The organism is Nonomuraea sp. 10N515B (assembly GCF_052245915.1).
Classification (GTDB): domain Bacteria; phylum Actinomycetota; class Actinomycetes; order Streptosporangiales; family Streptosporangiaceae; genus Nonomuraea.
In genome coordinates this window covers 313,117-336,328 of sequence record NZ_JBQQBQ010000005.1, presented here as the reverse complement: position 1 = coordinate 336,328, position 23,212 = coordinate 313,117, and the positions used below count along the sequence as shown (strand labels likewise).

The window sequence follows — 23,212 nt, the reverse complement described above, 5'->3', positions numbered from 1 at the left end:
GGTGCGGGCGGACATGAGGGGGATGCCGTCCTCTCAGCTCACGCCCTGGCGCCCGGCGATCTGTTTGGCCGCGCTCACCGCGTCGGTCCACGCCGTGTCGGCGTTCTTGCCCTTGGTCCAGACATTGATGATCTCGTCCTTGAAGGGCTGGGCCACGGCCGCGTCCGCGGGCGCCTCGTACTGGACAGGAATGCTCTTCGCGGCCGGCCCGAACACCTCGATCGTCTTCTGGTCCCCGAAGAACGGGTCCCCTCCGGTCAGCGCGGGCAGGTCATAGGAGGCGGGGGTGGAGGGGAACAGCGCCGCGTCGGTGAATCCCCGCGCCTGGTTGTCCGCGCTCAGCAGCCAGGTGACGATCTGGAAGGCCAGTTGGGGATCCCGGCACTCCCTGGGCAGCGCCAGGAACGACCCGCCGATGTTCGCCGGCCCGCCCGGCATGGGCGCCACCCGCCATTTGCCCGAGGTGGCCTCCACGCCGCTCTTGAGGTCCAGCGCGAACCAGGCCGCTCCCACGGTCCCGGCGATCTTGCCTTGGGCGGCGGCGGCGTTCCAGTCCGGGCCATCGTACTTGGGTGCGATGATGCCCAGCCCGTTGGCCTTGATCACCATGTCCCAGGCGCCGCGGATGTGCGGCTGGTCGCCGATGAACTTGTTGCTCTCGTCGATGAAGCGCTTGGGGCCCTGGCCGACCATCTTGTCGAACAGCCCTTCGGCCGAGTCGATGATGAACGCGTCCGGGTTGGCCTTCTTCAGCTTCACCCCGGCCTCGAAGAACGTGTCCCACGTGGACATGGACGTGCCGACCTCGGTGGGGTCGCTGGGCAGGCCTGCCTTCTCGAAGATGTCGTCGCGGTAGAACAGCGCGGTGGGTCCGATGTCGATCGGGAATCCGATGAGCTTGCCGTCGGTGGTGGAGCCCTGCTTCCACTTCCACTCGACGTACTGCGAGGCCAGCTTGCCCGCGCCGAGGGTGTTGAGATCGATGAACCGGTCGGACTCCGCCAGCATGGAGGCGATGTTCTCGCCCTTGATCCCCGTGATGTCGGGCACGAACTTGCGTCCGTTCATCGTGGCGATCAGCTTCTGCTTGAAGTCGCCGCCGATCACCGACGGCTTGAGCGTGGTCTGGGCGAACTGTTTGACGGCGTCGGCCACGACCTTGTCGCTCAGGCCGCCACCCCAGTACCAGAGGGTCAGCTCCGTGGCGCCGCCGCCGCTGCCGGCAGCGGTGCCGCCTGAGCCACCGCAGGCGGCCGTGCCCCCGATGCCTGCCGCCGCTAGGGAGAGAAGTCCGGACTGAATGAGCCTTCTGCGGGAAAGTTCCATTTCTAACCCTCCGGGTTATGGGGGATGACATCGGGGATGAAGCCGTACTCGTGGCGCAGCCGCTGGTCGGTGAGATCCCGCCACCAGCCGGCCACATCGGCCCAGCCAGGCGCCGAGGGCGCGCCGCCCACCCGCCGCACCGACAGGGCCGCGACGAGGTTGGCGAACCGGATCCGCTCGGCGAGCGGCCAGCCGGCCAGGGTTCCCACGACGAGGGCCGCGCCGAACACGTCTCCGGCGCCGGTGGGGTCGTGGACGTCCACCGGCAGTCCGGGGACGTTCGCGTCTTCGCCGCTGATCGCATCGACGGCGAGGACACCGTCACCTCCGCAGGTGACGACCGCGAGCGGCACCAGATCCCCCAACCTGGAAAGCGCCGCCGCGGGTGTGTGCGTTCTGGTGTAGCTCATGGCCTCATGAGCGTTGGGCATGAAGGCGTGGCACCCGGCGAGCTGATCGAGCATCGCCGACGACCACTCCTCAGTGGGATCCCAGCCCACATCGGCGAAGACCAGGCCGCCGGTCCGCGCCGGCCACTCCACCGGCTGCGGGCCCAGGTGCACGATCGCCGCCCGAGCCGCCGGAGGATCGCCGATCATCTGGTCCGCCCCCAGGGGTGGCGGGGCGCCGTGGGTCACCAGGGCGCGATCGCCCTCGTAGGCCAGGGAGGCGGTGGTCGGGGTGGACCATCCGGAGAACAGACGGGACCGGCTGAGGTCCACGCCTTCTTCCTCGCTGAGCGCCGTCCAGCAGTACCGGCCGAAGGGATCGTCGCCGAAGGCCGCCGCCAGGCCGGTCCGCAGGCCGAGCCGGGCCAGCGTGAACGCGAAGTTGGCGATCCCGCCGGGCCCCGAGGCCATCTCGGTGGTCCAGATCTCCATTCCTGGCTTGGGCCCCTGGTCCAGGCCGGCGAAGACCACGTCGAAGAAGAGCAGGCCGGACACGAAGACATCGAGTTGCGGCTGGACCGCGTTGTCTGGCATCGCTCCGCCCACTTCTGGCGCACTGGCACCTTGCCGAATTTAGGCAGGATCGTGCACCCTGCTGAGCGACTGTGCAATAGTTCGCTCGAGAATTCCTAAAAATTCCTCTGGCAATGATCGTGTTTGAGCGCTACTGTCCCAGTCATGCTCCGGGACCGACGCCACGAGATGATCGTGCGCATTGTGCGCTCAGAAGGCCCCGCCACCGTCGAGGCGCTGGCCGAGCGCCTCGATGCCAGTCCCGCGACGATCCGCCGCGACCTCGTGCAGTTACACGATGACGGGCTGCTCCGGCGGGTCTACGGCGGCGCCATGCCGATCGACGAGCGCGACGATCCGTTCGTGGATGTGGCCGCGGTCCGCGGAGCCGAGAAGGACAGGATCGCGCAAAGGTGCGCAGAGATGGTCAAGGACGAGGAGACGGTCCTGCTCGACATCGGCACCACCGCGCACCGCGTCGCCAGCTACCTGCGCGGCCGGCCTCTCACCGTCGTCACCAGCAGCCTCGCCGTCCTCGAGGAGCTGCAGGACGAGGAGAACATCCAGCTCATCATGCTGGGCGGCATGGTCCGTCGCGACTACCGGTCGCTGGTGGGCTTCCTCACCGAGGACAACCTGCGCCAGATCAAGGCCGACCGGCTCTTCCTCGGCACCAGCGGGGTGCGTCCCGGGGGACACGTCATGGACACCACCGTGGTGGAGGTGCCGGTCAAGCGGGCCATGATCGCGGCGAGTGACCAGGTGGTCCTGGTCGCGGACGTCGGAAAGTTCCCCGGCACCGGGATGGCCCGGGTGTGCGGTCCTGAGGATCTCGACGTCATCGTCACCAACGCCCCGGGCGACCAGGCAACGCTCACCGCCATGCGGGAGGCGGGGGTCGAGGTGATCACGGTATGAGGCTGACCGTTCTCGGCGGTGGCGGGTTCCGCGTACCGCTCGTCTACCGTGCCCTGCTCGCCGATCGCGGCAAGGGCCGGGTCACCCACGTCACGCTCCACGACCTCGACGCCTCGCGGATCTCGGCGATCCAGCGGGTGCTGGGCGAGCTGGCCGACGGCGTGCCCGACGCGCCCGAGGTGCATGCCACCACCGACCTCACCGAGGCCGTCTCGGGAGCCGACTTCATCTTCTCCGCCGTCCGCGTCGGCGGTCTCGAAGGGCGCGCCATCGACGAGCGGGTGGCCCTAGACGAGGGCGTGCCAGGGCAGGAGACCGTCGGCGCGGGCGGCATCGCGTACGGCCTGCGCACGGTCCCCGTCGCCTGCGAGCTCGCGCGACGCATCGCCGAGGCGGCGCCCGAGGCGTGGGTCATCAATTTCACCAACCCAGCGGGCATGGTCACCGAGGCGATGTCCCACTACCTCGGCGATCGGGTCATCGGCATCTGCGACTCGCCGATCGCCCTGGGCCGTCGGGTGGCCGGAGCGCTCGGCGTGGACCCCGCGACCGTGTGGCTCGACTACGCCGGGCTCAACCATCTCGGCTGGCTGCGCGGCCTGCGCGTCAAGGGCCGCGACCTGCTCCCCGATCTCCTGCGGGACGCCGACGCGCTGGGCTCCTTCGAAGAGGGCAAGCTCTTCGGCGTCGAGTGGCTGCGCGCCCTCGGCTGCATCCCCAACGAATACCTGCACTACTACTACTTCACCCGCGAGGCGGTGGCCGCCGCGCGCGCCGCCAGGCAGACTCGCGGCTCCGTGCTCATCGACCAGCAACGGCGGTTCTACACGCACACCGGCGGCTCGGCGCTGGCGGCGTGGGAGAGCGTCCGGCTGGAGCGGGAGGCCACCTACATGGCGGAGGCCCGCGAGGCCTCGGGCGCCGGCGAGCGTGCGCCCGGAGACCTCGAGTCCGGCGGCTACGAACAGGTCGCCCTGGCTCTCATGCGCGCGATCGCGCTCGACGAGCGGACCACGCTCATCCTCAACGTCCGCGGGCGGGGCGCGATCGGCGGCCTCGATCCGGACGCCGTGGTGGAGGTGCCCTGCTTCGTCGACGCCAACGGCGCCCGCCCCATCTCGGTCGATCCGCTCCCCGGCCATGCGCTCGGCCTGGTGAGCGCCGTGAAGGAGGTGGAGCAGGCGGTCATCGAGGCGGCCGCCACGGGCTCGCGCGCGGCGGCGCTGCGTGCCTTCGCCCTCCACCCGCTGGTCGACTCCGTCACGGTGGCCGACCGGCTCCTCGACCGATACCAGCGCGAGCTGCCTCAGCTCGGCTACCTCCGCGGAAGGAACTGACACCCCGATGCACGACGACAGGAGCCTCGTCGAGGACCGGATCGACCGCGTGCTCCGGGAACGCATCGCTCCCGCCGTGTACGCGGAGACGGTGCCGCTCGAGCTGGCCGCCTGGCACGTCCCCGACGAGCCGGTGCCCGTCGCGGAGGCGCTGGCCGCCGGCTACGAGCCGTTCGAGGTGGGCACGCGCTGGGGACGCCCCTGGTCGACGACGTGGCTGCGCGCCACCGGATCCGTTCCCGAACGGTGGGCGGGACGGCGCGTGGAGGCCGTCTTCGACCTGGGCTTCGTCGGCGACTGGCCGGGCAGCCAGGCCGAGGCGCTGGTCTACGACCTGAGCGGCCGGCCGATCAAGGGCATCGAACCGCGCAACCAGTACGTCCCGATCGCCGGGGACCGGGTGGGCCTGCTGCTGGAGATGGCCGCCAACCCCGACATCCTGGCGAACGGCTTCCTCCCGACCCCTCTGGGCGACAAGGCCACGGCCGGTGACGAGCCGCTCTACCGCCTCACCCGTGCCGACGTGGCCGTGCTCGACGAGGAAGTCTGGCACCTTCGGCTGGACGTCGAGGTCCTGCGCGAGCTGATGGCCGAGCTGCCGATCGGCGATCCCCGGCGGCACGAGATCCTGCGCGCCTTGGAGCGCAGCATGGACGCCCTCGACATCCACGACGTGGCCGGCACGGCCGGGGCGGCCCGCGCCTGCCTGACCGGTGTGCTGTCCTCGCCTGCCCACGCCGGCGCCCACACCATCTCGGCGGCCGGCCATGCGCACATCGACAGCGCCTGGCTCTGGCCGATCCGCGAGACCAAGCGCAAGGCCGCCCGCACCTTCGCCAACGTCACGGCCCTGGCGAACGACTATCCGGAGTTCGTCTTCGCCGGGCCGCAGGCGCAGCAGTACGCGTGGGTCAAGGAGCGCCACCCGGAGATCTTCGAGCGCATGCGCAAGGCGGTCGAGGCCGGGCAGTGGGTGCCGATCGGCGGCATGTGGGTGGAGGCCGACGGCAACCTGCCGGGCGGGGAGGCCATGGCCCGGCAGCTCGTGCACGGCAAACGTTTCTTCATGGAGGAGTTCGGAGTCGAGTGCCGCGGCGTGTGGCTGCCCGATTCCTTCGGCTACACGGCGGCCTATCCGCAGCTCGCCAGGCTTGCCGGCATGGAGTGGTTCCTCACCCAGAAGATCTCCTGGAACCAGACCAACAAGTTCCCGCACCACACGTTCTGGTGGGAGGGCATCGACGGCACCCGCATCTTCACCCATTTCCCGCCGGCCGACACCTACAACGGCACGTTCGAGGGCGCTGAGCTGGCGCACGCCGTACGCAACTATGCGGAGAAGGGCGCGGGCACCCGTTCGCTGCTGCCCTTCGGGCACGGCGACGGGGGCGGCGGCCCCACCCGGGAGATGCTGGAGAAGGCGCGGCGGCTGCGCGACCTGGAGGGCTCCCCCCGCGTGGTGATCGAGAGCCCGGAGGAGTTCTTCGCCGCCGCCCACGCGGAGCTGCCGGATGCGGCCGTGTGGTCCGGCGAGCTCTACCTGGAGCTGCACCGCGCCACCTACACCAGTCAGGCCAGGACGAAGGCCGGCAACCGGCGCAGCGAGCACCTGCTGCGCGAGGCGGAGCTGTGGGCGGCGACCGCCGCGGTGCACGCCGACGTCCCCTACCCCTACGCGGAGCTGGACCGGCTGTGGAAGACGGTCCTGCTGCACCAGTTCCACGACATCCTGCCCGGCAGCTCGATCGCCTGGGTCCATCGCGAGGCCGAGGTCACCTACGCCCGCGTGCGTGCGGAGCTGGAGGAGATCATCACCTCGGCCGTCTCCGCCCTGACCGGCGCCGGCGAGGCGACCTGGGTCTGCAACGCGGCGCCGCGGCCGCGCGCCGAAGTGGTGACCGCTCCCGACGGCTCGGCCGTCTTCGTCGAGGTCCCGGCCTCCGGCATGGTACGCCTCGAGGCGCCATCGTCCCCTTCCCCGGTCACCACGACCACCGGCGAGACCGGGACGGTGCTCTACAACGGCCTGATCCGCGTCGAGCTGGACGCGGCCGGCCTGCTCTCGTCGGTCCTCGACGTGGCGGCCCACCGCGAGTTGCTGGCCCCCGGCTCCCGCGGCAACCAGCTGCAGCTGCACACCGATCTGCCCAACCAGTGGGACGCCTGGGACCTCGACGCGCACTATCGCCGCCGGCGCACCGACCTCGACGAGGCGGAGGCGATCACCGTCGTCAACGCGGGCCCGCTCGTCGGCGCCGTACGCGTCGAGCGCCGCTTCGGGGCGTCCAGGATCGCCCAGACGGTCCGGCTCACGGCGGGCAGTCCCCGGGTGGAGATCGAAACCGAGATCGACTGGCACGAGCGGGAGAAGATCCTCAAGGTGGCGTTCCCGCTCGACGTCCATGCCGACCGCTCGGCGGCCGAGATCCAGTTCGGTCACGTGTTCCGGCCCACGCACGTCAACACGAGCTGGGACATGGCCAGGTTCGAGATCTCCTGCCACCGGTGGGTCCATCTCGGGGAGCCGGGATACGGCGTCGCGCTGGCGAACGACGCCACCTACGGCCACGACGTGACCCGTACCACGCGTGCCGACGGCGGCACCACGACCACGGTGCGGCTGAGCCTGGTCCGCGCGCCGCGCTGCCCCGACCCGGAAGCCGACCAGGGGCGCCATCGGATGACCTACGCGCTCGTCCCCGGCGCCGCCATCAGCGACGCCGTGGCGGCAGGCTACGCGCTGAACCTCCCGCTCCGCGTGACGAGCGGCGGTGCGGCTGCGACGCCGCCGCCGCTGGTGACACTCGAGGGGACCGCCGCCTGCATCGAGGCGGTCAAGCTCGCCGACGACCAGTCCGGCGATGTCGTCGTCCGGGTCTACGAGGCGCTCGGCGGCCGGGCCACCACCCGGCTGCGCGCCTCCTTCCCGGTCACCGGCGTGACGATCACCGACCTGCTCGAACGTCCCCTGCCAGCAAACCCCGTCACCGTGGAGGCCGACGGCGGTATCCCGATTTCTTTGCGGCCGTTCCAGGTGCTGACCTTGCGGCTGCGCCGCTGAGTCCCGTCAACCCAGCTCCGCCAGGAACACCTCGACTGCTCCTGCGTCGGGCACGCCCAGTTCGGCGTAGAGGTCCAGCGCCTGCTTGGCATGATCGCGGGCCGCGTCGACGCGGCCCCGATCGCGATGGACGTGCGCCAGGCCCTCGTGGGCACGCCGACCACTTCGACGAGAAGCAGCTCTCCGCCATCATCCTGACGATCTCCATGACCAACTTCTTCAACCGCATCAACGCCACCATCAAGGAGCCCGCCGGCGCGTCCTGGGCATGACCCTCCACGCCGCCTGGGTGGTGCGGCCACTGGCCGACTATGGTGTGCCCCGCTCACGGTGGCCCGCGCGCGCTCGTACGCGCACCTGCCGTTCCCGCTGCTCTCCATGGCGCCGGTCGTCACGACTCTGGCGCTGGGCGTCACGTCCTGAGCGTGCGAACGCAAAAACGGCGGCGTCCACAAGGACACCGCCGTTGATGACACCTCAACACTACTCGCCATCGCTCTGGAAGAGCCGCGTTCGAGTAATGCCGTGTGAGTGGAGGTGGCGGGAATCGAACCCGCGTCCTTCAACCCCAAGTCAGGGCTTCTCCGGGCGCAGCCTGCTGTGCTTTTCTCGGCCCCGGCGATCACGCAGGCGAGTCGCCGACGGGCCCAGCCACTGTTTGGTTTCCCGATCTCCCCCGTGGCCGGGTCGATCGGTTGAGCCTTCTAGCGATGCCAGATCCCGGGCCGAAGGCACTCCCGGGCTGACAGTGGTTTCGCTGCTTAGGCAGCGAGGGCCAGGGAGTCCCTGGCCGCCACAGTGCTCTTGGAATTGGCACTTGTTGTTTGCGGTCACAGGATTAACGAGGTTATGTCCGCAGTCCTCGGCCCGCTTCACCTGGCTTGCAAAGTCGAAGTCGAAGCCAGTCACCCCCTGTGCAGTTGTCAACACACCCTCCGGGGAAGGCGCGCAACATGAATCTACAGGGGACAACGCCCTCAACGCCACCTTAATTCCCCATGGCGAAACCCCCGGGAGAGTGGCACAGCAGCTCGCGCTCCCGGGGGCCGACCGGCAGGGTCGAGCCGGTCCGGACGGCAGGACTTCCCCCGAGATGAAGTCCTGATCTCATCACGGCGACTGGATCCGCAACCCCCCGAGCGGGCCCAGTCACTCTGTAAGACGCCACCGCGGCCCCGGATGGTTGCTCAGCGTCGCGACATTTTCACGATGAGCTCACCACGGCTCACGACGGGTCCTGCAGGGCCTGGAAAAAGCCGCCCGCGACCGCCGAGGCGTTGTAGTTCTTCGACAACACCGCAACGGCCACGTCCCCCTGCCAGCCGACGAACCACGTCAGCTGGTCCCCGGCCGTCGCCGTCACCCCGTAGACCTTGCCCTTGCCCGCCTGGGCGGGCGTGCCGAAGGCGCCGGCCCGCATCATCGGCCTGAGCGCCGCGAGCACCCGCGGATCGACGGGCACAGGGGCGGGCTGGGTGATGGGCGCGGTCTCGACCGACGGGTCGGGCGACTTGGGGTTGGTGACGAGCACGGGCGAGCGCCAGGTGCCCGAGGACACCGCCGCGGCCACCAGTGCCATGCCCAGCGGGCTCACCTCGACGTTCTGGCCCGCGATGGCCTTGGCCTTGTCGGCGTCGCTGGACAACTTGGGGAACGAGCCGCTGAACGACTTCAGCGGCAGCCGCCACGACTGGCCCACGCCGAACGCCTCGGCGCTCTTGCGCAGCTCGTCGGCCTCGACGCGGCGGGCGAGCGAGGCCAGGGCGGTGACGCAGCCCTTGGCGAAGTTGTCCTGGAACGTGGCCGACGTCGTGCTGCCGGCCGCCTGACCGGCGGCCACGAACCTGGCACCGCCGACCGTGCGTTCCTGCGGGCAGTCCAGCCGCTGCTTGGGGTCCATCCCAGCCCTGACCAGCGCGTCCGCGGCCACGATCGAGAACGCCGTGCCCGCCGGGTATTTGCCGGCCAGCGCGTCCTTCTCCTGATGCATGCCGCCGTTGGTGGCCACCGCGCGGATCTCGCCGGTCTTCCGGTCCACGGCCACCAGCGCGCTCGTGTCGCTGTCGGCCACCGCCTGCTCGGCCGCCGCCTGGATGCCGCGGTCGATGGTGGTCTGCACCGACACGTTCTGCCGGCCCGGCCACTCCTCCAACAGGGCGGCCTGCTTGCCGGTCTTGAGGTCGAGCGTGATCACCCTCGTCTGCGTGGAGCCGGTCAGGTAGCTCTGGTAGGCCTGCTGCAGCCCGCTCTTGCCCACCGAGTCACCGGCCCGCTGCGGGCCGCCGAGCTTCTGCTCGTATTCAGGGGTGAGCGCGCTGACGGTGCCGACGATCTGCCGGGGAGCGTCGGGGTTGACGGGCTGGTCCTGCTTCTGGGTCTCGATCTCCGAGATGGCGTCGAGCTTGGGCTTCATCTTCTGATAAAGCGAGCCGCCGAACGTGACCAGCGGCACGAACTTGTCGGGCGGCGAGGAGCGGATGCGGCTCAGCAGCCGGTCCTGGGCGTATCCCGTGATCTCCGACAACCTCGCGACGACCTCTTCGGCCTGATCGCCCAGCTTGGCCGGATAGACGCCGGCGCTGTAGACCACGGAGTCGGTCTGCAGCGCCTCGCCGGTCCAGTCGACCACCGGCTGGCGCGGTTTGGGATCGATGTCGACCGCGAACCGCTGCCCCTCCTTCAGCTCCGGATGCAGCACCGAGGGTGACCAGCGCACCTTCCACGCGCCGTCGACCAGGTGGAGCGGCAACATCCCGTCGTACTGCCAGAGCGGGTTGTTCTCGCCCAGGTCGACCTCGGCGTGGAAGGCGGCCGTGGACTCGTCGCCGTTCATGCTCAAGTTTTTGATCTTGAAGCGGAACGAGGCCGCGTCCAGCTCCAGCTTGGCGTCGGACAGGGCCTTGCGTACGGTCGCCTGATCGCCGTCGGTGCGTCCCGCGGCCAGGTCGTAGTCCTCCGTCTGCCAGCCCACGAGGAAGTCGCGCACCGCGTCGTGCGGCGACGGCTCCTCGAAGCAGCCGGTCAGCATCGTGCACGCGACCGCCAGGGTGGCGGTCGCGGAGAGCGTGCGGCGCAGGCGTCTCATGCCGATCTCATCGGTTGCGGTGGCGCAGGGCGCGGGCCATCTCCCGTTTGGCCTGCTGCTCCGCCAGCGACTGCCGCTTGTCCCAGTCCTTCTTGCCTCGGGCGAGACCGATCTCGACCTTGGCGCGGCCGTCCTTGAAATAGAGCGCCAGCGGCACGATCGTGAGCCCGCCTTCCTTGGTCTTGGCGGCGAGCTTGTCGATCTCCTTGCGGTGCAGCAGCAGCTTGCGCTTGCGGCGGGCGGCGTGGTTGGTCCACGTGCCCTGCGCATATTCGGGAATGTGCACGTTGAGCAGCCACGCTTCGTTGCCGTCGATGCTGGCGTAGCCGTCGACGAGCGAGGCGCGGCCCTCGCGGAGCGACTTCACCTCGGTGCCCTGCAGCACGAGACCCGCCTCGAAGGTGTCTTCGACGTGGTAGTCGTGCCGAGCACGTTTGTTCTGGGCGATGACCTTCCGCCCGGTCTCACGTGGCATGCTTCGACTTTACCGGCGATCCTCCGTACCTCGGGTACGTCGCGGCGGCTACACCCGAAGGTAGCGGCGGAGCGTGACGAACGAAGCCAGGATACAGATGAACACACCGATGATCATGGTGTACGTGATCGTCTGCGCCACGGTGTCCCAGCCCAGCTGAGCGGTCGCATCGCCGAAGAACTTGCCGAGCTCCTCGAACAGCAGGACCTTGGTCACGATCAGGATGACCGCGGCGAACACGCCGCCGATCAGGCCCGCGATCACGCCCTCCATGACGAACGGCAGCTGGATGTAGAGGTTGGACGCGCCGACCAGCCGCATGATGCCCGTCTCTCTGCGCCGGTTGAACGCCGAGAGCCGGACCGTGTTGCCGATCAGCAGCGCCGCGGCGAGCACCAGGGTGATCGCGACGCCCAGCGCGTAGAAGGCGAGCTTGTCGAGCATCTGGAAGAACGGCCCGATCAGCTGCTTGTGGTCGGTCACCTGCGAGACGCCCGGCTGGCCCTGGACCGCCTGGATGATGGGCTGGTAGTTGTCCGGGTCGGCGACCTTGATGCGGAACGACTGCGGCATGTCCTCGACCTGGGTGGCCTTGACCAGAGCCGGGTTGGAGGCGTAGGCCTCCTGGAAGTTCTGGTAAGCCGTGTCCTGGTTCTCGAAGAAGACGTCCTTGACCCCTTGGGTGCCCCGGATGTGCGCTTCGAGCGCCTTGATCTGGGTCTGCGTGATCGCCTTGCCGTTGCACGCCGGCATGGCGGTCCCCTTGTTGCACAGGAAGACCGAGACCTCGACCTTGTCGCCCCAATAGCCCTTCATCAAGCCGACCTGGGCGTTGATCATCAAGCCGACGCCCAGCATCGCCATTCCGACCGCCACGGTGATGATGACCGCGATCGTCATGGTCAGGTTGCGACGGAGGCCGATCCAGACCTCGGAGAAGATGAAATTCGCCCGCATGTTGTGTCTGCAGCTCCCTGTCAGTACGCCTGGCCGTAAACGCCACGCGACTGGTCACGGACGATCTTGCCGTCCTCCAGCTCCACGACACGCTTGCGCATGGAGTCGACGATGGCCGCGTCGTGCGTGGCCATGACGACCGTGGTGCCAGTCCTGTTGATGCGGTCGAGCACCTTCATGATGCCGATGCTCGTCGCGGGGTCGATGTTGCCCGTGGGCTCGTCGGCCAACAGGATCATCGGCCGGTTGACGAACGCGCGGGCCATGGCGACGCGTTGCTGCTCGCCGCCGGACAGCTCGTCGGGCATGCGGTGGGCCTTGCCTTCGAGGCCCACCAGCTCGATGACCTCGGGCACCACCTTGCGGATGAACCGCCGGGGCTTGCCGATGACCTCGAGGGCGAACGCCACGTTCTCGTAGACGTTCTTGTTCGGCAGGAGCCTGAAGTCCTGGAAGACGCAGCCGATGCGGCGGCGCAGGTGCGGCACCTTGAAGTTGGAGAGGCGGGCCAGATCCTTCCCCGCGACGTGAATCGCGCCGGAGTTGGGCCGCTCCTCCTTCAGGATCAGACGCAGGAACGTGGACTTGCCTGACCCCGAAGGGCCGACGAGGAACACGAACTCGCCCTTGTCCACGTCAACGGAGACGTGGTCGAGAGCGGGCCGGTTCTGGTTCGCGTAGACCTTGGTGACATTATCGAAATGGATCACGAGAGCATCACGGCATGCCAGTCTAGGGGTCAGGACGGAAGCGAGGGTGGCACATGCCCACTTCCCGCCGCTGGCCGATCGGGGACCTCGTCTTTACTGATGATCGACGTTCCGATTGGCCAGAGCACAGTCTAGGGGGAAGACTGGCATGGAACGTCCATAACGGAAACAAAACGATTGTGCGGCTACACTTGGGGCTGTCATGAGTTGTGAACACCTCGTATGCGCGCAGTGCGCCCACCCCGTGATCGAGGGGCGCTGCGCCCTCTGCCGCGCCAACAGAGAGCGGATGCACCACCACGGCTTCGCCGGGCTGTCACCCGCCCTCATCATTCTGCTGCTCGTCGTCCTGCTCTTCGCGAGCCTGGCGCTCAAGCACCTCAGCGGGCTCTAGGGCCCTAGGACTCCGCCCCCGACTCCTGCCGCCGCATCCAGCGGATCTCCGACTCGATGAACCCGTCGAGGTCGCCGTCCAGCACGGCCGACGGGTTGCCTGCCTCGGTGCCCGTGCGCAGGTCCTTGACGATCTGGTAGGGGTGCAGCACGTAGTTGCGGATCTGCGTGCCCCACGACGTGGTCGTCGCGCCACGCAGCTCCGACATCTTCTCCGCCTCCTCCTGCCGCTTGCGCTCGAGCAGCTTGGCCTGGAGCACGTTCATCGCGCTGGCGCGGTTTTGCAGCTGCGAACGCTCGTTCTGGCAGGAGACGACGATGCCGCTCGGCAGGTGCGTGATCCGCACGGCCGAGTCGGTCGTGTTGACGCCCTGGCCGCCCGGGCCGCTCGAGCGGTAGACGTCGATGCGGAGCTCGTCCTCGTTGATGTCGATGTGGTCGGTCTGCTCGACGACCGGCACGATGTCCACACCAGCGAACGACGTCTGCCTGCGCCCCTGGTTGTCGAACGGGCTGATGCGGACCAGACGGTGGGTGCCGTGCTCGCCGCGCAGCGTGCCGTAGGCATAGGGCGCCTTGATCGTGAACGTGGCCGACTTGATGCCGGCCTCCTCCGCGTAGGAGGTGTCGTAGACCTCTGTGGCGTAGCCCTTGCGCTCGGCCCACCGCAGATACATCCGGAACAGCATCTCCGCCCAGTCGGCGGCGTCCACACCGCCGGCCTGCGAGTTGATCGTGACCAGCGCCTCGCGGGCGTCGTATTCGCCCGAGAGCAGGGTGCGCACCTCGAGCGCGCCGATATCGGACTTGAGCGACTCGAGCTCCTTGTCGGCCTCGACGCGCGTGTCGTCGTCGCCCTCCTCGGCCGCCAGCTCGTAGAGGACGGTCAGGTCGTCGAGGCGGCGCGCGACGCCCTCGACGCGGTTGAGCTCGCCCTGGAGATGGGAGAGCTTGCTCGTGACCTTCTGGGCCTGCTCAGGGTCGTCCCAGAGGTCGGGCGCGGCAACCTGCTGCTCCAGCTCTGCGATCTGCTTGCGCAGCGCGTCGAGGTCGAGCACGTCCTGGATGCTGCGGACCGTGCCCGCGAGCTCGTTGATCTCTTCTGCCGGATCGATGCCTGCCACGTCTCCCTAGGGTACGCGCCTCACGGGAGAACTCCGTCCTCCAACCCCGGACCCGCCCAAGGCGTCGTCTTCCCGCGCACCCAATACGATGGCGACGTGCGTGTATTCGGGCGGCGGAAGGTGCTGGCGCTCGCCGCCGGCGTGCTGGCCGCGGCGAGCGCCTGCACGGGCAATGCGCCGCCGCCCTCCCCCTCGAAGCAGGCCGTGTCCGCCTCCTCGACGCCCACGCCCTCCGCGAGCGCGGTCGCGATCACCAGGGCCGAGGCGGCCAAGGAGTTCCACGACATCCTGGCCACCGACGACGCGCTGCGGGTGAAGAGCGACGAGGAGGACCTGGAGGGCCGCCTGGATCTGGCGGCCAAGGACCTCACGACCGGCGGGCAGGTGCTGCTGACCGTGGCGGCATACCTGTCGACCGACTACGCGCCGCCCCGCTACAAGTGGGGCCCGCCCACGCTCTACGTGCCCAGGTTCGTCCCGACGGAGAAGGCGCCCTGGTTCAGCGCGCTGGCGACCCGCGACGGGCGGCCGACGCTGCTGACGTTCGCCAAGTCGGCGGACGACTGGCGGCTGAGCTCCGTGGCGCAGCTCCTGCCGGGACAGCAGCTGCCGGAGATCGAGCTGGACTCCGAGGGCTATGCGACGGCGCTGGCTCCCGACGACAAGACCGTCACGATCAGCCCGCAGTTCATGCAGCCCGTGCACGCCAGCGTGGCCGAAACCGGGACGGCCGGGGTCACGGCCGGGCTCCTCGCGCCGGGGCCCTATACGACCGAGGTGGCCGAGCAGATCGCCGAGCTGCGGCAGAAGGCCAAGGGCGACAGAAAGGTCGGCGGCTACAGCTACGACTCGATCTTCAGCGCCGACAACTTCCCTGTGTACGCGCTGCGCACCAAGAACGGCGGGGCGCTGATCCAGTATTCGCTGTCGCGGACGTCGACCACGACGACGAAGACGGCCGAGGACGACTACATCCCGGTGCCGGAGTCGGCCCGATGGGCGATCAGCGCGCCGGTGCTGCGCCGCACGCTGCGCCTGATCGAAACCCACCAATATGCCACCGCCGTCCCGCCGCTGTCCCGCCCCTCCGCGGCGGCCGTGATCGCCCACGAAGGCGCTCTCACCCGGGCCTCCGGTCAATAAAGCCCAAGAAGAGGCCTATTTTTACGGCAAGCCCGCCTTGCCCGCACGCGCTAAGCAACCGCAGTTGACTAACCTTCCATTAGTCAACTACGGTTGCTTGTATGCCGGCAGATGATGTTTCCGTACCAAAGGACCCCGCGGACGCGCTCGCGGCCGTGATGGCGTTGCGGCGCCTGGCCGACCAGCTGGAGGACGCCGCCGTCGAGCAGGCCATGCGGGCGGGCTGGAGCTGGCCCGACGTGGCCGAGGCGCTCGGCGTCACCCGGCAGGCGGTCCACAAGAAGCATTCCAAGCGGCTCATCGCGGCCGGCGTCACGTTGAGGAGACGACAATGAGCGCGATCGACCACTACATCCAGGCGATCATCGTGGGAGGCGGGGCAGAGACGCTGGAGGACGGCTCCGCGGTGATCGAAGCGCACCACCTCCTGCTGGCGATCGCCGCGCACGAGGGCACCGCCGCCCACCGTGTGCTGCTCGCGGCCGGCCTGGGGCGGCAGGCGATCAGGGAGGCGCTGGACCGGGAGTTCGAGCACAGCCTCAGCACGGTGGGGGTGTCCCTCGCCTCCTACGACCTCCCGAAGCCGAGCCGCGACCCCAAGCTGCCGAAGATCGGCGCCTCGGCCAGGCTCGCCCTGGAACGCGGCTTCGCCGCCGCCACCGGCAAGAAGGACCTGCGACCCGCGCATCTACTGCTCGGCATCCTGGACACCGAGATCGGCACCGTGCCCCGTGCACTCACTCTGGCCGGCGCCGACCGGGCGGGCCTGATGGCACGCGCCCGGGAGACCCTCGCGCACGAGAGCTGGTAGCTCGGGTCTCCGAGCTGCCCGATTCACCACCCCCATCCCCCTGTCGTCCCGGCCCTTGCCGCGGACCGCCCACGCGTAGCGATGCGGTCCGGCCGGTTCGGGTCGCGACCAGTCATGCCCTCGCGACGGGTGCCGCCGGCACGCGTCCCGTCACGGGGACGTCCGATCACGAAGAGAGGTCATTTCATGACGATGAGCGACCAAGCCGCGCTCGACGTCGACGGGCTGCGCATGCGCTACGGCCCGGTCGACGTGCTGCACGATGTCACGTTCCAGGTCCGCCACGGCGAGGTCGTGGCCCTGTTAGGGCCGAACGGGGCGGGCAAGACCACCACGATCGAGATCCTCGAGGGCTTCCGCACCCGCTCGGCGGGCCGGGTCGAGGTGCTCGGCGCCGATCCCGCGCACGGCGACGAGCGGTGGCGGGCCCGGCTCGGGGTCGTGCTGCAGTCCTGGCGCGACCACGGCAACTGGCGGGTCCGCGAGCTCCTGGACCACCTCGGCGGCTACTACGCCGGCTACACCACCCCTCACATCCGGCGGCCGTGGGACGGCGCCGAGCTGATCGAGGCGGTCGGCCTCACCGGGCAGGCGGGCAAGAAGATCAAGACCTTGTCCGGCGGACAGCGGCGCAGGCTGGACGTGGCGATCGGCATCGTGGGCCGCCCTGAGCTGCTGTTCCTCGACGAGCCGACCGCGTCGTTCGACCCGCAGGCCAGGAGCGAGTTCCACGACCTCGTACGCGGCCTGGTCGACGCCCACGAGACCACCGTGCTGCTCACCACCCACGATCTGGACGAGGCCGAGAAGCTGGCCGACCGCATCGTCGTGCTGAACGGCGGCCGGATCATCGCCGATGGCACGGCCGGCGAACTGGCGCGGCGGATCGCCGGTGAGGACGAGGTGCGCTGGCTCCTCGACGGGCAGCGGTTCGTCCAGAAGACAGCGGACTCGACCCGGTTCGCCCAGGACCTGTTCGCCCGGTACGGCGATGACGTCCAGGAGCTCGAGATCCACCGGGCCTCGCTGGAGCAGACGTACCTCACCCTGGTCCGCCAGGCCGAATCGACCCCGGAGGCGAGCCGATGAACCCCACCACGACGGCACTGCGCGCGGGCTGGTCCCGCGGCCTGATCGAGTTGCGCCAGTCCTTCACCAATGGGCCCGAGCTCTTCTCGCATGTCCTCTGGCCCGGCCTGATGGTGGCCACCATGTTCTTCATCAGGGACCTGTCGTTCGGCTCCAGCGGGCTCCTGCTCAGCACCCTGGCCCTGCCGAGCATCCTCGGGATGAACGCCGCGGTCGGCATGATCAGCATGAGCCAGCAGCTGACCGCCGACCGCGAGGACGGCACGCTGCTGCGGGCCAAGGCGACCCCACACGGCATGCCGGCCTACCTCATCGGCAAGGTCATCTCGGTCTCCGGCGGCCTGCTCGCCGATCTGATGATCTTCCTGGTGCCCGGCGTGCTCATCGTCGAGGGCCTGGCGGTCGGCCCGGGCTCCTGGCCCACCCTGGCCTGGGTGCTGGTGCTGGGCCTGGTCGCGACCCTGCCCATCGGCGCGGTGCTCGGCTCGGCGTTCGCCAGCGCCCGGGCCCAGGGGTTGCTCCAGCTGCCGTTCCTCGGCGTGATCGGGATCTCCGGCATCTTCTATCCGATCACCGCACTGCCCGAGTGGCTCCAGTGGATCGCCCAGATCTTCCCGGTCTACTGGATGGGGCTCGGCATGCGCTCGGCCCTGCTGCCCGACGCGGCGGCGGCCATCGAGATCGGCGAGTCCTGGCGGCACCTGGAGACAGCCGGGGTGCTGGGCGCCTGGGCGGTGCTCGGGCTGCTCGTGGCGCCGGTGGTGTTGCGGAGGATGGCACGCGGGGAGTCGGGGTCGAGCGTGGCCGCCCGCCGCGAGCGCGCCCTGCGGCGCGTCGGCTGAGCGCACGCCTGGGAGCGGCGCCGTGACGGCCCACGGCGCTGCGGCGGCGGACAGAGCCGTCGCAGCGCCGATGGCGAAGGGCTACGCCTCCGTGTGCGGGAGGTTGCTGGCGGCCACCAGCGTGCGGATGGCACGCAGCGCGACCGAGAGCGTGGCCAGGTCGAAGTTGTCGCTCTCCCAGATCTCCGACAACGTCTGCCTGGCCCGGGAGACGGCCGCGGAGTTGGCCTCGGACCAGCGGGCCAGCCGCTCCTCCGGGGGCAGCCCCGGCTTGCTGTGGGCCAGCACATCCCTGGTCAGCGAGGCGTGCGCGGCGTACAGGTCGTCGCGCAGGGCCGAGCGGGCCATGGAATTCCACCGGTTGTCCCTGGGCAGGGCGATGATCCGCTCCCTGAGGCGGGCCATCTGGAGGCGGTCGGCCAGGTCGAAGTAGACCTCGCCCACCTCGTTGACCGGCCGTCCCGTCAGCGAGGAGACCTCGACCAGATCCAGCGTGGAGTACGCGGGCACCATGCCGGCCACCCGCTCGGCCAGCTCCAGCGGCACGCCCCGGGCCACGAACGAGTCCCGGCGCTCCTCGTACGCCGCCAGGTCGGGACCGGTGAGCATCTTCGGGATGTGCGCGACGAGCCCGTTGACGCCCTTCATGAAGAAGCTGACGGACCCGGCCAGGTCGAGCGGCGGGCGCCGGTTGACCAGCAGCCAGCGGGTGCCGCGCTCGACGAGCTTGCGGGCCTCCAGCAACATGGCGATCTGGACATCGGTGTTCACCTTGTTGTCCAGCGACTCCACGGCCCGGTAGAACGACGGCAGGTCGAAGACCTCCCGCGCCACCAGCCAGGCCCGCGCTATGTCGGGCGTCGAGGCGCCGGTCTCCTCGGCGAAGCGGTGCATGAACGTGGTGCCCATGGAGTTGACCAGCTCGTTCACCACACAGGTGGTGATGATCTCCCGCCGCAGCGGGTGCCCGTCCATGTAGGTCCTGAAGCGTTCCCGCAGGTCCGACGGGAAGTACGACACCAGCCACGACTCCAGGTACGGCTCGTCGGGCAGGTCGGAGGCGAGCAGCTCGGCGTCGGCCACCAGCTTGGTGTAGGCCAGCAGGACGGAGAACTCGGGCGCGGTCAGCCCGAGCCTGGCCTGGCGGCGCTCGGCCAGCGTCTTGTCCGAGGGCAGGAACTCCAGCTCCCGGTTGACCAGCCCTTCGCGCTCCAGCCGCCGCAGGTAGCGGGCGTGGATGTGGAGCATCTCGACAGACTGGGCACGGGCGGCGGCCAGGACCACGTTCTGCGCGTAGTTGTCCCGCAGCACCAGCGCGGCGACCTCGTCGGTCATCGAGGTGAAGACCTGGTTGCGCTGCTTGTCGGTCAGCTCGCCGTCCCGGACGACCTGGTCGAGCAGGATCTTGATGTTCACCTCGTGGTCGGAGGTGTCCACGCCGGCCGAGTTGTCGATGAAGTCGGTGTTGACCAGCCCGCCGTTCAGCGCGAACTCGATCCTGGCCAGCTGGGTGAAGCCCAGGTTGCCGCCCTCGCCGACGACCTTGCAGCGCAGGTCGGCGGCGTTGACCCGGAGCGCGTCGTTGGCCTTGTCGCCCACGTCGGTGTGGGACTCGGAGGCGGCCTTCACGTACGTGCCGATGCCGCCGTTCCACAGCAGGTCCACCGGGGCCCGCAGGATGGCGCTGATCAGGTCGTTCGGCGCCAGCGAGCTCACCCCGGCGGGGATGCCGAGCGCCTCGCGCATCTGAGCCGTGATCTGGATGGACTTGGCGGTACGCGGGAAGACGCCGCCGCCCGCCGAGATCATCTTGGTGTCGTAGTCCTCCCACGAGCTGCGCGGCAGGTTGAACAGGCGCTGCCGCTCGGCGTAGGAGCGGTCGGCGTCGGGGGACGGGTCCACGAAGATGTGCCGGTGGTCGAACGCGGCCACCAGCCGGATGTGCTGCGACAGCAACATGCCGTTGCCGAACACGTCGCCCGACATGTCACCGATGCCGGCCACCGTGAAGTCGGTGGTCTGCGTATCCACACCCATGGTGCGGAAGTGGTATTTGACCGACTCCCACGCGCCTCGGGCGGTGATGCCCATGGCCTTGTGGTCGTAGCCGATGGACCCCCCGGAGGCGAACGCGTCGCCCAGCCAGAACCCGTAGTCCTTGGCCACGCCGTTGGCGATGTCGGAGAAGGTGGCGGTGCCCTTGTCGGCCGCCACGACCAGGTAGGGGTCGTCGCCGTCGTGCCTGACCACGTCCGGCGGCGGCACGACCTTGCCGTCCACGAGGTTGTCGGTGACGTCCAGCAGTCCAGAGATGAAGATCCGGTAGCAGGCCACGCCCTCGGCCAGCAGATCCTCGCGAGTGCCGCCCACTGGCGGACGTTTCACGACAAATCCACCTTTGGACCCAGTCGGAACAATGACGGTGTTTTTCACCATCTGCGCCTTAACCAGGCCCAATATCTCCGTCCGGAAGTCCTCCATCCGATCGGACCACCGCAGCCCGCCGCGCGCCACCTTCCCGAATCGCAGATGCACGCCCTCGACCCGGGGCGAGTAAACGAATATCTCGAACTTCGGCCGCGGCAACGGGAGAACGCTGATGGCCTGCGGATCGAACTTAAGTGAAATATACGGTTTGCGCCGTCCATTTACCGTTTGGAAGTAGTTCGTCCTCAATGTCGCCTGAATCATCTCCAGGTACGCGCGCAGGATGCGGTCCTCGTCCAGCGAGGCCACCTCGTCCAGCGCCCCCAGGGCCTCCTCGTGCAGCGCGTCCAGGAGCTCGGCCCGCACGTCGTCGCTCCGCCGCGGATCCAGCTTGGCCTCGAACAGGCTCACCAGCAGCCGCGCCAGCCGCACGTTGCCGTTCAGCACCCGCTCGATGTAGGACTGCGAGAACGTGCTCCCGGCCTGACGCAGGTATGTGGCGTAGACCCGCAGGATCTCCACCTCCTCCCAGGTCAGCCCGGCCCGCAGGATGAGCGCGTTGAAGTCGTCTGCCTGCACCCGCCCCTTCCACAGCGCGGTGAGCCCGTCCTGGAAGAACCGCTTGAAGTCGTTCCTGTCCACCTCGTCGGAGGGCGTGTAGCGCAGCCCGAAGTCGTAGATCCAGGCATTCTTGGTGTTGGGGTCGTTGTCCCTGTCGATCTCGTAGGGCCGCTCGTCGACGACCTCGACGCCGAGCCGCTGGATCAGGGGCAGCGCCTGGGACAGCGAGATGGGCGAGCCGACTTTGTAGATCTTGAGCCGCCGCTCCCCCTCGGTCGCGTCGTACGGCTCGTAGAGGTTGATCCCGACCTGCTCGTCGTCGCCCGCGGCGACGAGCTCCTCCAGGCGGCGCAGGTCCACGACGGCCACCTTGGGCGGGAAGTCCGCCTTGTATCCCTCGGGGAACGCGGACGCGTACCGCCGGATGAGCGCGGGCGACTCCTCCTCGGAGGTCATCTCCCCCAGCGCGGCGGCCAGGTCGTCCTCCCAGGAACGGGTGAGCGCGGCCAGCCTGGCCTCCAGCTCCTCCACGTCCCCGCTCGGCGGCGGCAGCTGCCTGCCCCGCTCGCCCCGCACCACCACGTGCAGCCGGGCGAGCACCGACTCGCCGATCATCGCGCTGTAGTCCAGCGACTTGCCACCCAGGGCCTTGAGCAGCATCTCCTGCATCTTCAGCCGCACCTTGGTGGTGTAGCGGTCGCGCGGCAGGTAGATCAGGCAGGAGATGTAGCGTCCGTAGTCGTCGCGCCGCAGGAACAGCTTGACCTGCTTGCGCTCACGCAGCCGCAACACGCCCATCGCGATCGGCAGCAGCTGCTCGACGGAGGTCTGGAACAGCTCGTCGCGCGGGAACGTCTCGAGGATCTCGATCAGGTCCTTGCCGTCGTGGCTGTCGGGCTGCAGCCCGGCCGCGTCGAGCACGTCGGCCAGCTTGCGCCGCAGCACCGGGATCCTGGAGATCGACTCGTTGTAGGCGACATGCGTGAACAGGCCGAGGAAGCGCCGCTCCCCGATCACCTCGCCCTCGGGCGAGAACGTCTTGACCCCGATGTAGTCGAGGTAGGTCGCCCGGTGCACGGTGGCACGGGAGTTGGCCTTGGTAATGATCATCAGGTGCTTCTCGCGTGCCTTGGCCCGCACCTCGGGCGGCAACACGGAGAAACTGGCCGAGCCGGGCCTGTCGTCACGCAGGATGCCCAGCGCCGCCCCCGGCAGCGAGCGCAGCGCCTCGCCTTCGTCGGTGTCCTCGAGCCGGTATTCCCGGTAACCGAGGAAGGTGAAGTGCCCGTCGGCCAGCCAGCGCAGCAGGTCGATGCTGTCCTCGACCTCTGCCGGCTCCAGCGGCGGCGGGTTCATGCTCAGGGCTTCGGCGGTCTGCACGGCCAGTGCCCGCATCTTCCTGAAGTCCTCAACCGCGTGGCGCACATCTTCGAGCACCCGCTGGAGGTCGGCCTCGAGTCCCTTGAGCACGGCGGGATCGGACTGCCGGTCGATCTCGATGTGCATCCACGACTCGACCAGCATCTGGCCGGTGACGTCCTCCTGGCCGCGGCCGAGCATGCGGCCTGTCATGTCGCGGCGCACCCGCATCTGCGGGTGGACCACCAGGTGGGTGCCCAGGTCGTGCCGGTCGAGCTCCATCGTCACCGAGTCGACGAGGAACGGCATGTCGTCGGTGACCACTTCGACCACCGAGTGGCCCGGGTCCCAGCCGTGCTCCTCCAAGGTGGGCGCATAGGCCCGGACCACCGCCCGGCCCTGCGGGCGGACCTCGGCCAGCTGGCGTTGCGACATCGCGGGGCCGTAAACGTCGACCGGGTTGCGGTCGAGCAGGTCCTCGGGCGCCACGTGACGGTAGTAGAACCGGAGGAAGGACAGCGCCTCCTCGGTGGTCACGTGTTCGCTGCTCGCCGCACAGCTCTCGGCGGCTCGCTGCAGCAGCTCATCCTTGGCCTCGTCGAGGGGCATCGTAGGTCTCACTCCTTTGTGAG

Annotated in this window: 17 protein-coding genes and 1 other RNA gene; 9 read left to right on the top strand and 9 right to left on the bottom strand. The window is 69.1% G+C overall.

Annotated features, from left to right (window positions below; genetic code table 11):
• Positions 1-33: 33 nt before the first annotated feature.
• Both ACTWQA_RS09930 and ACTWQA_RS09925 read right to left on the bottom strand, forming a co-directional pair.
• Positions 34-1,326 carry an ABC transporter substrate-binding protein gene (locus ACTWQA_RS09930; protein ID WP_443158958.1) on the bottom strand — a complete coding sequence of 431 codons (1,293 nt, stop codon included), beginning with the start codon at positions 1,324-1,326 and terminating at the stop codon, positions 34-36.
• Positions 1,327-1,328: 2 nt separating this feature from the next.
• Positions 1,329-2,309 carry a carbohydrate kinase family protein gene (locus tag ACTWQA_RS09925; protein ID WP_443158957.1) on the bottom strand — a complete coding sequence of 327 codons (981 nt, stop codon included), beginning with the start codon at positions 2,307-2,309 and terminating at the stop codon, positions 1,329-1,331.
• 144 nt (positions 2,310-2,453) lie between these two features.
• Here ACTWQA_RS09925 and ACTWQA_RS09920 point away from each other — a divergent pair, with 144 nt between their 5' ends.
• From ACTWQA_RS09920 to ACTWQA_RS09910, 3 genes are read left to right on the top strand one after another with little or no spacing between them, the layout of a single operon-like run.
• Positions 2,454-3,206 (top strand): DeoR/GlpR family DNA-binding transcription regulator, encoded by a 753-nt coding sequence (locus ACTWQA_RS09920; protein WP_443158956.1) that lies wholly within the window; start codon positions 2,454-2,456, stop codon positions 3,204-3,206.
• A complete protein-coding gene (locus ACTWQA_RS09915; protein WP_443158955.1) occupies positions 3,203-4,543 on the top strand; it encodes a 6-phospho-beta-glucosidase in 1,341 nt (446 codons plus the stop codon). The genes ACTWQA_RS09920 and ACTWQA_RS09915 overlap by 4 nt, the downstream gene beginning before the upstream one ends.
• A gap of 7 nt (positions 4,544-4,550) precedes the next feature.
• Positions 4,551-7,604 (top strand): alpha-mannosidase, encoded by a 3,054-nt coding sequence (locus ACTWQA_RS09910; protein WP_443158954.1) that lies wholly within the window; start codon positions 4,551-4,553, stop codon positions 7,602-7,604.
• A 529-nt stretch (positions 7,605-8,133) separates the two neighbouring features.
• On the opposite strand, the gene ssrA is transcribed toward ACTWQA_RS09910, so the two are convergent.
• From ssrA to ftsE, 5 genes are all read right to left on the bottom strand, one after another.
• Positions 8,134-8,517: a transfer-messenger RNA gene (gene ssrA, locus ACTWQA_RS09905) on the bottom strand.
• A gap of 312 nt (positions 8,518-8,829) precedes the next feature.
• Positions 8,830-10,689: a penicillin-binding transpeptidase domain-containing protein gene (locus ACTWQA_RS09900; RefSeq protein WP_443158953.1), complete on the bottom strand. Its 1,860-nt coding sequence runs from the start codon at positions 10,687-10,689 to the stop codon at positions 8,830-8,832.
• A gap of 7 nt (positions 10,690-10,696) precedes the next feature.
• A complete protein-coding gene (smpB, locus tag ACTWQA_RS09895; RefSeq protein ID WP_327585343.1) occupies positions 10,697-11,164 on the bottom strand; it encodes an SsrA-binding protein SmpB in 468 nt (155 codons plus the stop codon).
• 48 nt (positions 11,165-11,212) lie between these two features.
• Complete coding sequence (gene ftsX / locus ACTWQA_RS09890; protein ID WP_305919236.1) at positions 11,213-12,121, bottom strand: permease-like cell division protein FtsX; 909 nt, start codon at positions 12,119-12,121, stop codon at positions 11,213-11,215.
• Positions 12,122-12,141: 20 nt separating this feature from the next.
• Positions 12,142-12,831, bottom strand: coding sequence for a cell division ATP-binding protein FtsE (gene ftsE / locus ACTWQA_RS09885; RefSeq protein WP_091079803.1), 690 nt, complete (start codon positions 12,829-12,831; stop codon positions 12,142-12,144).
• 202 nt (positions 12,832-13,033) lie between these two features.
• Here ftsE and ACTWQA_RS09880 point away from each other — a divergent pair, with 202 nt between their 5' ends.
• Positions 13,034-13,225 carry a hypothetical protein gene (locus ACTWQA_RS09880; RefSeq protein ID WP_305919237.1) on the top strand — a complete coding sequence of 64 codons (192 nt, stop codon included), beginning with the start codon at positions 13,034-13,036 and terminating at the stop codon, positions 13,223-13,225.
• Between the two features lie 4 nt (positions 13,226-13,229).
• Here ACTWQA_RS09880 and prfB read toward each other — a convergent pair whose 3' ends face one another.
• Complete coding sequence (prfB, locus tag ACTWQA_RS09875) at positions 13,230-14,348, bottom strand: peptide chain release factor 2 (RefSeq protein ID WP_305919238.1); 1,119 nt, start codon at positions 14,346-14,348, stop codon at positions 13,230-13,232.
• 96 nt (positions 14,349-14,444) lie between these two features.
• Between prfB and ACTWQA_RS09870 the strand changes: the two genes are divergently transcribed.
• The 5 genes from ACTWQA_RS09870 to ACTWQA_RS09850 all read left to right on the top strand — a co-directional run bounded on the left by ACTWQA_RS09870 (position 14,445) and on the right by ACTWQA_RS09850 (position 18,233).
• A complete protein-coding gene (locus ACTWQA_RS09870; RefSeq protein ID WP_443158952.1) occupies positions 14,445-15,491 on the top strand; it encodes a hypothetical protein in 1,047 nt (348 codons plus the stop codon).
• A gap of 101 nt (positions 15,492-15,592) precedes the next feature.
• A complete protein-coding gene (locus tag ACTWQA_RS09865; RefSeq protein WP_305919240.1) occupies positions 15,593-15,826 on the top strand; it encodes a hypothetical protein in 234 nt (77 codons plus the stop codon).
• A complete protein-coding gene (locus ACTWQA_RS09860; RefSeq protein WP_443158951.1) occupies positions 15,823-16,302 on the top strand; it encodes a Clp protease N-terminal domain-containing protein in 480 nt (159 codons plus the stop codon). Before ACTWQA_RS09865 ends, ACTWQA_RS09860 begins: the two co-directional genes overlap by 4 nt.
• A gap of 186 nt (positions 16,303-16,488) precedes the next feature.
• Positions 16,489-17,391, top strand: coding sequence for an ABC transporter ATP-binding protein (locus ACTWQA_RS09855; protein ID WP_443158950.1), 903 nt, complete (start codon positions 16,489-16,491; stop codon positions 17,389-17,391).
• Positions 17,388-18,233 carry an ABC transporter permease gene (locus ACTWQA_RS09850; protein WP_443158949.1) on the top strand — a complete coding sequence of 282 codons (846 nt, stop codon included), beginning with the start codon at positions 17,388-17,390 and terminating at the stop codon, positions 18,231-18,233. The genes ACTWQA_RS09855 and ACTWQA_RS09850 overlap by 4 nt, the downstream gene beginning before the upstream one ends.
• 81 nt (positions 18,234-18,314) lie before the next feature.
• Here the strand turns inward: ACTWQA_RS09850 and ACTWQA_RS09845 are convergent, their stop codons facing one another.
• Positions 18,315-23,189, bottom strand: coding sequence for an NAD-glutamate dehydrogenase (locus ACTWQA_RS09845; RefSeq protein ID WP_443158948.1), 4,875 nt, complete (start codon positions 23,187-23,189; stop codon positions 18,315-18,317).
• Between the last annotated feature and the right edge of the window lie 23 nt (positions 23,190-23,212).

Bases quoted from the DNA above. Each gene is read 5' to 3' on its own strand.
- ftsX (WP_305919236.1), bottom strand. From the start codon at position 12,121: ATGCGGGCGAATTTCATCTTCTCCGAGGTCTGGATCGGCCTCCGTCGC.
- smpB (WP_327585343.1), bottom strand. From the start codon at position 11,164: ATGCCACGTGAGACCGGGCGGAAGGTCATCGCCCAGAACAAACGTGCT.
- ACTWQA_RS09900 (WP_443158953.1), bottom strand. From the start codon at position 10,689: ATGAGACGCCTGCGCCGCACGCTCTCCGCGACCGCCACCCTGGCGGTC.
- ACTWQA_RS09930 (WP_443158958.1), bottom strand. From the start codon at position 1,326: ATGGAACTTTCCCGCAGAAGGCTCATTCAGTCCGGACTTCTCTCCCTA.
- ACTWQA_RS09845 (WP_443158948.1), bottom strand. From the start codon at position 23,189: ATGCCCCTCGACGAGGCCAAGGATGAGCTGCTGCAGCGAGCCGCCGAG.
- ACTWQA_RS09910 (WP_443158954.1), top strand. From the start codon at position 4,551: ATGCACGACGACAGGAGCCTCGTCGAGGACCGGATCGACCGCGTGCTC.
- ACTWQA_RS09920 (WP_443158956.1), top strand. From the start codon at position 2,454: ATGCTCCGGGACCGACGCCACGAGATGATCGTGCGCATTGTGCGCTCA.
- ACTWQA_RS09925 (WP_443158957.1), bottom strand. From the start codon at position 2,309: ATGCCAGACAACGCGGTCCAGCCGCAACTCGATGTCTTCGTGTCCGGC.
- ACTWQA_RS09915 (WP_443158955.1), top strand. From the start codon at position 3,203: ATGAGGCTGACCGTTCTCGGCGGTGGCGGGTTCCGCGTACCGCTCGTC.
- ACTWQA_RS09865 (WP_305919240.1), top strand. From the start codon at position 15,593: ATGCCGGCAGATGATGTTTCCGTACCAAAGGACCCCGCGGACGCGCTC.
- ACTWQA_RS09860 (WP_443158951.1), top strand. From the start codon at position 15,823: ATGAGCGCGATCGACCACTACATCCAGGCGATCATCGTGGGAGGCGGG.
- ACTWQA_RS09850 (WP_443158949.1), top strand. From the start codon at position 17,388: ATGAACCCCACCACGACGGCACTGCGCGCGGGCTGGTCCCGCGGCCTG.
- ACTWQA_RS09855 (WP_443158950.1), top strand. From the start codon at position 16,489: ATGACGATGAGCGACCAAGCCGCGCTCGACGTCGACGGGCTGCGCATG.
- ACTWQA_RS09880 (WP_305919237.1), top strand. From the start codon at position 13,034: ATGAGTTGTGAACACCTCGTATGCGCGCAGTGCGCCCACCCCGTGATC.